Below are 12,772 nucleotides of genomic sequence, written 5' to 3'. Positions count from 1 at the left end.
TCAAATTTGAGGCATTTTTTTACTCAGAAAAATCAATAATAAAATTACTCAGGGCGTGTGATTTTCACCGTTTTAATTCGATTTTCATCCATTTCAACGACTTCAAACCAAATACCATCCTGTTCAATTTGCGTACCGACTTTAGCTTCACCTTGAGTTTTATCTAAAATCAAACCAGCAACACTGAAATATCCAGAATCTTCTTGAACCAAATCAATTGTTCCCAGCTCTAATTCAAGCTGGTAAAGATCTAACATTCCAGATGCTTTCCAAGTCGTATCATCTATTCTAATCAATTCAAGCTGTTCATCCGCATCTGGGAATTCACCTGCAATAGCTTCAAATACATCAAGTGGTGAAATTAAACCTTGAATATTACCAAACTCATTACTCACTAATACCAATGAGCCTTTAGAGGTTCTCAAAGTATTAATCGCATCAATCACTTTCATTTTTTCAAAAATAAAAATCGGACGACTACGCTTTAATAAAGCTTGTAATTGTTCAGGCTCTTCTAAAACATCAATTAACTCTTTCGCACGGACAACGGTAACCACCTTATCTAAATGCCCACGACACACTGGAAATAGGCTATGCGGCACAGCTAAAATCTGTTGACGAATACTTTCAGGATCATCATCAAGATTAATCCATGAAATCTGATTTCTCGGTGTCATAATTGAAGCAACGGTACGTTCAGCGAGGGTTAATACTCCACCGACCATATAACGCTCTTCATCACCAAAGGCTTTCTGCGCAGCTAAGGCTTCAGGATTTTGTAACAAGTCAGCATCTAATTTACTGCCCATCAATTTCAAAATAGAATCGGCTGTGCGATGGCGCAATGGAATCTTGGACTCATACTTTTCAGCATTACGACTGGTATATTGGTTAAATGCTTCGATGATGATTGCAACACCAATACCTGAGTAGATATACCCTTTTGGAATATGGAAGCCAAAACCTTCTGCAATTAAGCTCACACCAATTAACAGCAAGAAACTTAAACACAGAATAACCACTGTTGGATGTTTATTCACAAAGTTGGTTAATGGTTTAGAAGCAATCAACATGACAATTACAGCAATAGTGACTGCCGCCATCATCACATAAATATTATCCACCATTCCAATTGCAGTGATCACAGAGTCGAGCGAGAAAACCGCATCTAATACAATGATCTGTGCAACAACAGCCCAGAATCCTGCGTAAACAACTGCACCCGTGCTTTTGACTTCGGGCTTGCCTTCCATTTTTTCATGCAGCTCTGTGACTGCCTTATAGACAAGGAATAGACCACCAAATAAGAGAATTAAATCTCGCCCAGAAAAAGAGAATCCAGCAACTTCTACAAGCGGCTTAGTTAATGTAACCAGCCATGAAATAATAGACAACAATCCTAAACGCATGAGCAAAGCTAAAGACAAACCAATGATTCGTGCTTTATCGCGTTGTTCAGGGGGAAGTTTATCTGCCAAAATGGCAATAAATACAAGGTTATCTATACCCAGTACAATTTCTATAACGATTAAAGTTAAAAGACCAATCCAAATGCCAGGATCTAATAAAAATTCCATTATTAAATCTCCTGCTTATTATTATAAATATATAAAGAAGCAATAAATAAGCTTAACCTACACGGCGACGGATCCATGAATGATACCTTTTCAACAAGAATTACTATAATTATGCATAATATTAGAGTTTTGTAATTACTTTTCATGAAAAAATTACATTTATTTAGTATTTAATTGTGAATAATGACCCATTCGTAATTCAGCTAAATTGCAATGGATCATCAATAATAAAACTACCGTGCAGTAAACAATAAAATATTAATTAACATCACTTTTAGTCAATAAAATATTAACAGAAACATTTTTTATCAAATCAACAAATGCCGAATAATTAAAATCCACTGATCTATTAAAAATAAAATATTACAACAATGAAACATCTCTGGAAAAATATTACCTTTTTATATTCAATGAGATAAATAATAAGATACATCTATAAAGCATTCTGGTTTACACAGCTTATGACCTAAACGACAGAACCTTTTATGAATAAAGCCAAGTTTTTGTGGTCTAATTTTCCACTAAAATAAATAGTCAGCACTTTTGTTTAATAATCATACTTTTTTGGCATAAAGTTTTTTAATTTTGATTAAAAATTTTCAAAATAAGTGAAAATAAACAAGACCTACAATAATGGCAAGCGTCACGACATTGAGTGTAAATACGCACTCTTTAGGTACTTGTATTAATAGTGATTCAGTTCTAAATGAGCATTATGTCAGCGTTGTTGTAACGCAAAAGAATCGTCAGCAAGAATTGACACACAATGTTATTCTTGAGAATACACATCCGATAGCAAAACTATCGGTTATGAAAAGTATAAATTCTTAATCACAAGAAAAAGTAATTAGATTTACTCAAAGTATTGTTGCGTTTCATCAAGATAAGGATAATTATAAAATATCTTCACTTGATCAAGCTGCCTAAGTTTACTCCAAGGAAAATCTATATTGAGTAGATTTTCCTTGTTTTTTTGCATTAAGTGATACATCACGTATTGATTCAACTTATCAAAATAAAATATTATTAGACTTTAAGTTTAGCAATAATTACAAAAACCAGGTACTCCCTAATGACTAAGAAATATTCAAAATTTTTACCCGCTACGGAAAACTTCAATATTGAAAACTTTCCTTTTTACTGGATTACGCAAGTTCATTCACAATATGTGCTGAATGTAGACCACGTACTCAAAAAATATGGTGTAGATAACTCTAGAAGACGCTTATTGGTCTCTTTAGAGTCAAAACCCAATGCGAGTGTTTCTGAGCTTTCAGAAATGATTGTCTCTAAAATGTCGACCACAACAAAAATTGTTTATCGCTTGAAAGAAGAAGGCTTTGTAGAAACTTTTTCTTGTGAAAATGATGCACGAATTACACGTGTTTATCTCACAGAATCAGGTAAACAAATGACACACAAAATCAATGACTTAATGGCTATTGTCTTAGAACAATCTTTTGAAGGCTTAACACCACTACAAATTGAAAAAATGATGGAAAGTTTGAAATTAATTTTTAAAAATCTAGCACACTAATCACTTAATATTAATGGGTAATCCTATTCATCAAATATTTCAATCTGTGGTGAGTTTTTGTTATTTCGTTGTTTAGGACAATAAAAGCACTCAAACTCCTCCACAGGAAAACCTTCGATAAAAGGTGAAATATCGGGTTGTTTTAGCATCAACCACTTTTCTAAACGGCTATGCGGTATTACTACAACTGATCGTTTATCTGTTCGTGGCTCGTGAAATTCACGCATCATCTCATGTTTATGCGCGTCCATACTTATAAGTGTTGCAGAACGAATCACTTCCCCACTTGCTAATCGAGTTATTTCATATAAAGCTGCGAGGTAAAATGCTTTTCCATCCTTCCGCTTGACACCCCAACGCTGTGGTCGCCCGTTGACATATTTAGACTCATAAAACTCTGTAACAGCAACAACACCAAATTGGCACTTATTAAAAGCCTCACTAAAACTTGGCTTTTGCATAATGGTTTCATTACGAGCATTGTAAGTATGCTTGGCAATGTCTTTGTCATCTGCCCACTTGGGAATTAGACCAAAATTAACCATACGCCACTCTAAGCCCAATGTAGATTTAAACAGTAATGGCGTTAGAAAACTCGGGAAAACCTCCGCTTCATACACAAACGGAATGGGTGGTAAATCTAATACTAAAATTTGTAAATGCGTAATGGGCTTAAAATTGGCACACATAAGAATAACAAAATATATTGATGGTTGGCTGAATTCATACTGGAAATGAAGGTTAGATAATCTTGAAGAAAATCCACCTTCATTTTTTGACTTTTTTTTATCCAAAAATCTTTTTCATTTTTGCACTCAAACCATGAAAAAATTTATGTTTTGCGTTGGCTTTTTCGCTGGTTAAAAAGTTAATTTGAATCGATTGCCGTTGTCCTTCATAAGGAATATAGCCATGCCAACCATTATCCGTCACTTTAAATGCAACCAATGAACCCGGCCCTGCATTAATTTCTGTAACATAGTTATTGATATCATTATCATTATTCAAAATACGCAAACGACCATTCGGGGCATCCCAAGATTCATTCAAATAAATCAAGATTGTTAATAATTTACTTTTCGAATCACTATGAATACGTCCATCTTTTTGGCGTGAATAACCACGTAATGTCACCATCATCGGATGTTCCATAACATTTACATCAAACTTATCCGTTAAGATTTGACGAAACTCAGGCGTATCTAATGATTTTAAAAAGCGATCAAAATTAGGCTTAATTTCTACATCTTCAATATTATAACTTCCACCCTGTTCAATTTTAGGAAAATCCTGAATCACACCCTGTACTTCGCTGTCTGCCAGTGCATTTTCAACTATAAAATATGGATAAGGTGTATGGCTCACTTCGGCATTTTTCAGTGCATCTAATTTCAAAATTGATGTCATTTTAATTCAACTAAATAGTAATGCGATTACCCTAATTGTAGCAAAAAACACTCGATATGAATATTAACAACATATTTTAATAAAGCAAAAAGAATGATAACCTAAACGTAGATGAATTGAAGCTGCTCGTGATCAATGCAAAAATATTAATCAAAATGAATATTCTTATCTATGTTCAATTATTTTATTAATCATTTAAGCCAATATATAATTTACGATACCGATTATGTCTAATAAAAACCTAAAGCAGAAACAAAAAAGCCAGTTATCGAAATAACTGGCTTTCAATTTATACAATGAAATTAATCACCTGTATAACCTTTTAATTTTAAACGTGCTGCATGCAATAGTGGCTCTGTATAACCCGATGGTTGCTCACCACCTTTAAATACTAAGTCATACGCTGCTTGGTAAGCATAACCGTTGAATGCAGGTGACATCGCCGTATATTCTGGATCATTGGCATTTTGCTCATCCACAATTTTCGCCATGCGTTGCATAACTTCTTCAACTTGCTCTTTCGTCACAATAGCGTGACGCAACCAGTTTGCAACGTGTTGTGATGAAATACGTAAAGTTGCACGATCTTCCATTAAACCGACATTATTGATGTCTGGTACTTTAGAACAACCTACACCTAAATCTACCCAACGAACCACATAACCCAAGATACCTTGAAGATTATTTTCAAGTTCTTTGGTTTTTTCTTCCGCAGTCCAGTTTGTATCTGCTGCTAAAGGTGGCGTTAACAAATCATCTAAAGGTAATGCTTCAGTTTTCAATAGTTCTTGTTGACGGTTTGAAACGTTACATTGATGATAATGAATTGCGTGAATAACCGCACCAGATGGTGATGGAACCCATGCACAGCTTGCGCCCGCTTCTGGATGCTCAATCTTTGTATTATACATATCTAAAAGCATATCTGGTTTCGGCCACATGCCTTTACCAATTTGCGCTTTACCACGTAAACCAGCTTTCAGACCGACCATAACATTACGGTTTTCGTAAGCAGGGAACCAAATTTGAGCTTTTACTTCGCCTTTACGAACGAATGGACCCGCTTCCATAAATGTATGAATTTCATCACCTGTACGGTCCATGAAACCTGTATTAATGAAAATTGTACGATCTTTCGCTTCATAAATACAGTTTTTCAAGTTTACAGATGTACGACGCTCTTCATCCATAATACCGATTTTTAAGGTTTTTTCTGGTAAGCCAAGCGCTTGTTCAGAACGACCAAATAATTCAACTGCAAAAGCAACTTCTTCTGGGCCGTGCATTTTTGGTTTAACGATATACATAGAACCTTTACGAGAGTTCTTGTTTTCGTTTTCGCCTTTAATGTCTGCAAAAGTTAACAATGGTGTAATTAATGCATCCATGATGCCTTCGTAGATTTCAGCACCATCTACAAGGATCGCAGGATTTGTCATTAAATGACCCACGTTACGAAGTAACATGAGTGAACGACCGTGAAGTTTAGTTTCACCACCAATCAAGTTTTTGTGCGTACGGTCTTTGTTAAGTGTACGAGTAACGGTTTTACCATTTTTCTCGATAGACTCTGATAACGTACCACGCATTAAACCTAACCAGTTACGGTAGCCTTCAACTTTCTCTTCAGCATCTACTGCTGCGATTGAGTCTTCTAAATCTTGAATCGTGGTCACAGCAGCTTCAAGTACAAGGTCTTTTACGCCAGCCGCATCCGTTTTACCAATTGGGCTTGTTGCATCAATTTCGATAACAACATGCAAACCATTGTTCAACAATACAATTTCAACAGGTGCAGCTTCTTCACCATTAAAGCCAACGAATTGAGCTTCGTGTGCCAAAGTAGATGTAGAACCATCTTTTAATGTCACAACAAGTTTTTTGCTTTCTACAGCATATTTTGTTGCATCTGCATGTGAACCATTTACCAATGGGAATGTTTCATTTAAGAAATTTTTAGCAAATGCAATAACTTTATCGCCACGAACTGGGTTATAACCCTTACCTTTTTCTGCGCCACCATCTTCTGGGATCACGTCAAAACCGTAAAGTGCATCGTATAAAGAACCCCAACGCGCATTTGCCGCATTTAAGCAGTAACGTGCATTACGCACTGGTACAACCAATTGCGAACCAGCCAACAATGCAATTTCTTCATCTACATTTTGTGTGCTGATTTGAAAATCTTCTACTTCTGGTAATAAGTAGCCAATTTCTTTAAGGAAAGCTTTATAAGCTTCGAGTTCAAATTTATTATTGCGGTGCCATTCATCAATTTTAGCCTGAATATCATCACGCTTTGCTAAAAGCGCTTTATTCTTAGGGCTAAGATCGACAACGACTTGCTCAAAGTTCTTCCAATATGTTTCGTTATCTAAACCAGTGCCTGGTAAAGCTTCTTTTTCGATGAAATCGTAAAGTTCTTTAGCAATCGCTAACTTGCCTTTTTGAATACGTGCAGTCATTGTCTTTCCTGATATTGCTACTTTTTATAACAAGAGATTCTAGTATACCGATTTAAACCATGCTGAATAGTACTATCACATTGCTAAATAGTGATCATTTCCATTGAAATAAATGCGAGCATCAACCTAACAAATAATGATCAAAAATACGACAATATCATCAACTTGGGTAATATTTATAGTGTATTAAATTTTTTAAATGTCGAAATTAGACCAAAGTTCAGAACGCTTGCTAATTTATTCATTTTTTCTAATACACTTTCTTCCGTGTGCAAAGATTAAGCCATGAATCTGACAGAATGTCGATAAAGCAAAGTAATTATTGTGTTTAAAATTATTGTCAAATCACTTCTTTCCAATTATAAAAAAGGCACTTCAAAAGTGCCTTAATTTTTTAAATATATTTCTCACTATTTTAAATTGAAGCCTTACTCAACTTTTAACTCTTTGTCTTTAATCTGACGATGTTCAGCTTGAATATATTCATCAGACTGCATTTCAAGCAAGCGTGAGCGTGTACGCTCAATCTCAAAAACAAGTTTTTCTCCTTCATAGATCTCTATAATAGAATCCTGCGAAGTTAAAAGCAGCTTCACTCCACGATCATAAAACTCATCGACCAAATAAATAAAGCGACGTGTTCCTTCCGAAAGCAAATCGGTCAAATGCGGAACATTACTCACTAAAACAGTATTATAAATATTGGCAATTTCAATAAAATCAGAAGGACTGCGTGGTTTCATACACAATTCTCGGAATTCACACCACAATACATCTTCTGTATGACCAATCGTCTCAACCACACGATTATTGATCATAATCGGCTCTTCCGAAATTTTTTGCGATGTCGTCAAAGCAGTAAAACGCTTTGCCATCCACACTTTATGATCATCAGTTAATGGTGATTTAAAGAGTTGCGCTTGTTTTAGCACACGTAAGCGATAGTCCACACCTGCATCGACATTCAATACCACACAATAGGTCTTCACCATTTCAATAGTTGGGATAAAACGATCACGATGGATACCATTTTTATATAGACCATCTGGAGCAATATTGGATGTTGCAATTAAAGTGACGCCACGTGTAAATAATTTCTGAAATAAATCACTCAGAATCATTGCATCTGTCACATTAGATACAAAAAATTCATCAAAACAAATCACTACGGCATCTTTATAAATTTGATCTGCAACCAAATCCAATGGATTACGCTGTCCAGATAATTTATTCAATTCTTTATGCACAAATTGCATAAAATGATGGAAATGCATACGTGTTTTACGACGGAATGGAATCGAATCATAGAACTGATCCATTAACCATGTCTTACCACGCCCTACACCACCCCACATATATACGCCACGTGGTGCAGTTTGACGACGAAAACGACGGAATGCCTTTTTTGAAGCTTTATAGCGATTAGTCAGTTCATGCCAAACGCGATCTAACTCATGTACTGCCTCTGCTTGGGCATCATCTGGTAAAAACTGCCCAGAAGACACAGCTTTCGCATAACGTTCAGCAGGTGATACAGGACTAAAGGCGGTGTTTGAAATTGAATTCTGATCTAACATATCATTCAGTTACTTTTAATGGCTAATAGGAGTATATCGAATATTCATTTTTGATAAATAAAACTTTGGGCTAATCTTCATGATTATCTATAGATCAATTCACTACACATTATTCGCTACTCATTCATTTCACATACTTTTTTGTATGTGAATGCATTCTATGATGTTGCTATTCGGCAAAATGAGCTGAATAATCATGTTAATACCACTGTTTTACTTACCATATTGTCTTGGACTTTGCCCAAACCAACGCTTAAAAGCATGATTAAATGCCGCAGGTTCAGAATAGCCCAGTAACTCAGCAATCACTTCTATCGAGTATTCTTTATATTCAATAAGTCGCAATGCTTTGTGTTTAATCAACTGTTCACGAATTTGTTTATAACTGGTATCAAGTTGTTGCAGTTGGTGACGTAAAGTTCGCTCAGGCACATTCAAAGCCTGTGCAACTTCAGCCATAGACGGAATAATTCCCTGTTGCAATTCAAGATAATCATTCACACGCTGTATTAATGGCGGTGTTTTAACTTCCTCAACATTCAGACGCTCAATTTCCGCAATACATTTGGCTTCATACACACGATTTGTAATTGGGTCCGATGATGGAATTTTTAGCTCCATCACTTCTTTGTCGATCAAAAAACATGCGTACTTACAACCAAAATGGAGATCTGAGCCATAATAATCATGATATTGTTTTAAAATATCAGCATCTTCAGGCTGTGTAAAAGGCAGTTCAATTCTGACACTCGGTACGCTTAAACCCATCATTTTATAAATATCATTCAGGAACTTATACGTACCAGAAACTTCACATTGCGCTCTAAGTAAACCCATTTCAGAGTTTAAATCTACAGGTTGATAAGTTAATGCTATTTGGTGTTCTCTATTTTCAACACCTAAAACACCATATAAATAAGTCAAACTTTGATATTGGATACCATTATGAATCGCATCATATACACGATTGCACGTCACCAATAGCATCAGTAAAGAACCATAACCGGCAAGAGAATAATGCTGTCCAATAAATAAACCCGTTTCAGGCTGAACATCATGACCCACAACTTTAAGAATGTCCCACTCTAAACTTGGGTGAATAATTGAACTCGGATCAAGCGCTTCAGCTTTAATACCAATACTCTCAAGACGATCATCTACTTGGATTCCAGCATTACGCATACCATGAATTAAATACATTAAACCGAGGATTGATCGTTTCATATTATCTGCAAACCATTCTTACCCTCACTTTTTACTATAAAGCTCACTTTTTGCAAATTGCCGAATATATCAATTTTCGTGTCATTGCAATCATTATTACATTTGCAGGATTGGTTTAATCTACGTAAAACTGAAAAACTCAGAGCATGTAAAATGAGTACAACACAAGCAACGACAACTCCTATTCAAACAACACAAATCGCAATTATCGGATCAGGTTTTGGCGGTTTAGCCATGGCCATTCGCTTAATTCAAGCCAATGTCCATGATTTTATTATTCTCGAAAAAGCCAATGATGTCGGTGGTACTTGGCGTGAAAATCAATATCCAGGTGCAGCGTGTGACGTACAATCACATATGTATTCATTATCTTTTGCGCCAAAATTAAATTGGTCAAAACGATATGCCGAAGCACCTGAAATTTTTAATTATATTCAAGATTTAGTCCACAAATTCAACTTAAATCAATACATCCAATTCAACCAAGAAGTCATTGCAACCCAATATGACGAACAAAATTTGAATTGGCACTTAACATTAAAAAATGGTCAAAAAATTGATGCTCAATTTGTAATTTTTGCATCTGGACCTTTGCATGTTCCACAAATTCCACATATTAAAGGTATCGAAAAGTTTAAGGGTGAAGTGTTCCATTCTTCACACTGGAACCACCAATATAATTTAAATGATAAAAAAGTCGCTTCAATTGGTACTGGTGGCAGCGCAATCCAATACATTCCAGAAATAGCGCCCAAAGTTGGACAATTATATGTATTTCAACGCACTGCCGCTTGGGTCATTCCACGCGATGAACGTGCTTACAATGTATTAGATAAAAATTTATTTAGTCGATTCGATTGGTTTAGAAAATTACATCGTGCTCGCTTATATTGGTCAAATGAGTCTCGTGTTGTTCCGATTGTAAAACCACAAATTATGAAATATGGACAAAAACTTGCCGAAGCGTTTATCAAGTATCAAGTCAAAGACAAAATGACTGCTCAAAAATTAATTCCTGATTTTGTTATGGGTTGTAAACGCATTCTGATTTCTAATAAATATTTTCCAACATTTAACCGTGAGAATGTTGAACTTATTACAGATGGAATTGTTGAACTCACTGAAAATAGTATTATTTCTAAAGATGGTCAAGAACGACCAATTGATTGTTTAATTTATGGTACTGGTTTTATTACAGATCCAAGAATTTATCTTAAATCATTTGATTGCTTTGGAGAAAATGGCCTTGAACTTAAACAAGCATGGAAAGATGGTGCGGAAAGCTATTTAGGCATTAGTACAAAAGGTTTCCCTAATTTATTTCAATTGCTTGGGCCAAATACCGTATTGGGTCATAACTCAGTGATTTTTATGATTGAGTCACAAGTTAATTATATTTTACAGCTTATTCAAATGGTGAATAAAACCCAAGTTCAAGCGATTGCAGTGAAACCAGAAATTCAAGAGCAATTTAATCAAGCTGTGCAAAATAAATTAAAAGGGACGGTTTGGCAATCAGGTTGTGTCAGCTGGTACCAGCAAGATGGTGGTAAAAACTTTTCTTTATGGCCCACCTATACTTGGAAATATTGGTTAAAAACACGTAAAGCAAATCCCGCTGATTATCGTTTATTGGGCAGTCACCAAGGATCTAATAAAAAGTCAAAAGTAGCTTAATTGTTTCGACTATAATAGATAGGTATTTTTTGCCTATCTATTTTTTATGCAATCTCTTTGGCTTATTTTCCAACTATTATTCTGTTTATTCATTGGTTTTATCTTAGCGCGCCGTTTACCCGAGTGGCTGGAGCGTATCTGTCTTAAAATCCTACCTTATTTTACTTATATTTTACTTGTTGCAATTGCAATCGAGTTTTCTCAAACTATTCACAGCATTACCAGCCCAACTGAAATTCTAAGCCATGCCTTTATGATTGCAATGGCAACCTCTCTGGGTGCATTTATATGTTGTTACGTTGTTTTTAAAGGCATTGGCTATCAGCCTTCACAAGGCAAAGTATCACTACAATTGGTCATGAGTTCTCTAATTAATATCAGCTATGCATTTATTGCTCTTGCATTCGGTTATTTTGTAGCTGAATTATTTAATTATTTTGATGCAACATTGCATGTTAGTACTTGGAATTTACTACTGATCTTTATGTTTTTAATTGGCTTAGACCTCGCTTATTCACCATTAGATCGCTCTTGGTTAAATTGGAAAATATTACTCGTTCCAACAGCTTGCATCGTGGGATCAATTTTAGGTGCGTTGGTCGTTTCATTGTTTATTAAAAATATTAAGCTCAATGATTTGATTATGTTATCCCAAGGTTATGGTTTTTACTCCATGACAGGAATTGTCGTTACAGAATTAAAAAATTCACATTTAGGTAGTATTGCCTTAATGAATGACTTATTTAGAGAAATTTTTGCAATTGTATTTATGTATTTAGTTGGATGGCGTTACCCACGCTCAGCAATTTCATCCGCAGGCGCAACAGCGATGGATGTAACACTGCCTATGGTCAAACAAGCCTGTGGTAATGATTTTATTCCACATGCAATGGTCAGTGGCTTTGTACTTTCAGTATTAGCCCCCATCGCTGTGAGTGTATTGGCAGCTTTATAAGTTTCCATCTAACGAAGAGGCTAGAGAATATTCAATTCTGATTACTCTATCCTCTTTAGATAATTAAGCCTGAAGAATAATATTAATGATTAGAATTTTATATTTCGGTACACAATGAAAAATTAATTTTAAATGATTGTTTATCTTACAAACTCAAAGCTATACCAACCAGAAAATCACCCAAGATATCTAAAACACCAGCACCAATTTCAGCAACATCAAGACCAGACGTCCAATCTGAATTTTGGCTTTGCTGTTGTTCTATTTCTTCTAATTGCTGTGCAATTTCATCAGCTTGCTGCTGTAAGTCTAGTGCGTTAGGATCATGTGACATAAAACAACCCTCTTCTTTA

11 protein-coding genes are annotated in these 12,772 nt (G+C 35.3%); 4 read left to right on the top strand and 7 right to left on the bottom strand.

The genetic code is table 11. The annotated features are described in order from the left end of the window. Nucleotides 1-44 precede the first annotated feature (44 nt). Nucleotides 45-1,577 (bottom strand): TerC family protein, encoded by a 1,533-nt coding sequence (locus tag ACG94X_RS09925; RefSeq protein WP_419383567.1) that lies wholly within the window; start codon nt 1,575-1,577, stop codon nt 45-47. Between the two features lie 633 nt (nt 1,578-2,210). Between ACG94X_RS09925 and ACG94X_RS09920 the strand changes: the two genes are divergently transcribed. Then, entirely contained in the window at nt 2,211-2,408 is a 198-nt protein-coding gene (locus tag ACG94X_RS09920; protein WP_419383566.1) for a hypothetical protein, read from the top strand. A 241-nt stretch (nt 2,409-2,649) separates the two neighbouring features. Beyond that, a complete protein-coding gene (locus ACG94X_RS09915) occupies nt 2,650-3,114 on the top strand; it encodes a MarR family winged helix-turn-helix transcriptional regulator (RefSeq protein WP_419383565.1) in 465 nt (154 codons plus the stop codon). A gap of 23 nt (nt 3,115-3,137) precedes the next feature. On the opposite strand, the gene ACG94X_RS09910 is transcribed toward ACG94X_RS09915, so the two are convergent. From ACG94X_RS09910 to ACG94X_RS09890, 5 genes are all read right to left on the bottom strand, one after another. Then, complete coding sequence (locus ACG94X_RS09910) at nt 3,138-3,803, bottom strand: SOS response-associated peptidase family protein (protein ID WP_419383564.1); 666 nt, start codon at nt 3,801-3,803, stop codon at nt 3,138-3,140. Between the two features lie 97 nt (nt 3,804-3,900). Beyond that, nucleotides 3,901-4,521 (bottom strand): 2OG-Fe(II) oxygenase, encoded by a 621-nt coding sequence (locus ACG94X_RS09905; protein WP_419383563.1) that lies wholly within the window; start codon nt 4,519-4,521, stop codon nt 3,901-3,903. A gap of 302 nt (nt 4,522-4,823) precedes the next feature. After that, nucleotides 4,824-6,986, bottom strand: a complete 2,163-nt coding sequence (locus ACG94X_RS09900; RefSeq protein WP_419383562.1) for a malate synthase G — start codon at nt 6,984-6,986, stop codon at nt 4,824-4,826. Between the two features lie 428 nt (nt 6,987-7,414). Further along, on the bottom strand, nt 7,415-8,563 hold the full coding sequence (gene zapE / locus ACG94X_RS09895) for a cell division protein ZapE (RefSeq protein WP_419383561.1): 1,149 nt from the start codon (nt 8,561-8,563) through the stop codon (nt 7,415-7,417). A 213-nt stretch (nt 8,564-8,776) separates the two neighbouring features. Continuing rightward, a complete protein-coding gene (locus ACG94X_RS09890; RefSeq protein ID WP_419383560.1) occupies nt 8,777-9,787 on the bottom strand; it encodes an AraC family transcriptional regulator in 1,011 nt (336 codons plus the stop codon). 153 nt (nt 9,788-9,940) lie between these two features. Here ACG94X_RS09890 and ACG94X_RS09885 point away from each other — a divergent pair, with 153 nt between their 5' ends. Both ACG94X_RS09885 and ACG94X_RS09880 read left to right on the top strand, forming a co-directional pair. Then, nucleotides 9,941-11,464: a flavin-containing monooxygenase gene (locus ACG94X_RS09885; RefSeq protein ID WP_419383559.1), complete on the top strand. Its 1,524-nt coding sequence runs from the start codon at nt 9,941-9,943 to the stop codon at nt 11,462-11,464. Between the two features lie 46 nt (nt 11,465-11,510). Next, a complete protein-coding gene (locus ACG94X_RS09880; protein WP_419383558.1) occupies nt 11,511-12,419 on the top strand; it encodes a LysO family transporter in 909 nt (302 codons plus the stop codon). Between the two features lie 145 nt (nt 12,420-12,564). Here the strand turns inward: ACG94X_RS09880 and ACG94X_RS09875 are convergent, their stop codons facing one another. Further along, nucleotides 12,565-12,753 (bottom strand): hypothetical protein, encoded by a 189-nt coding sequence (locus tag ACG94X_RS09875; RefSeq protein ID WP_419383557.1) that lies wholly within the window; start codon nt 12,751-12,753, stop codon nt 12,565-12,567. Between the last annotated feature and the right edge of the window lie 19 nt (nt 12,754-12,772).

Source organism: Acinetobacter psychrotolerans, from assembly GCF_048552595.1.
In the GTDB taxonomy this organism is placed as follows: Bacteria; Pseudomonadota; Gammaproteobacteria; order Pseudomonadales; family Moraxellaceae; genus Acinetobacter.
This window is presented reverse-complemented; position numbering and strand designations above follow the sequence as displayed.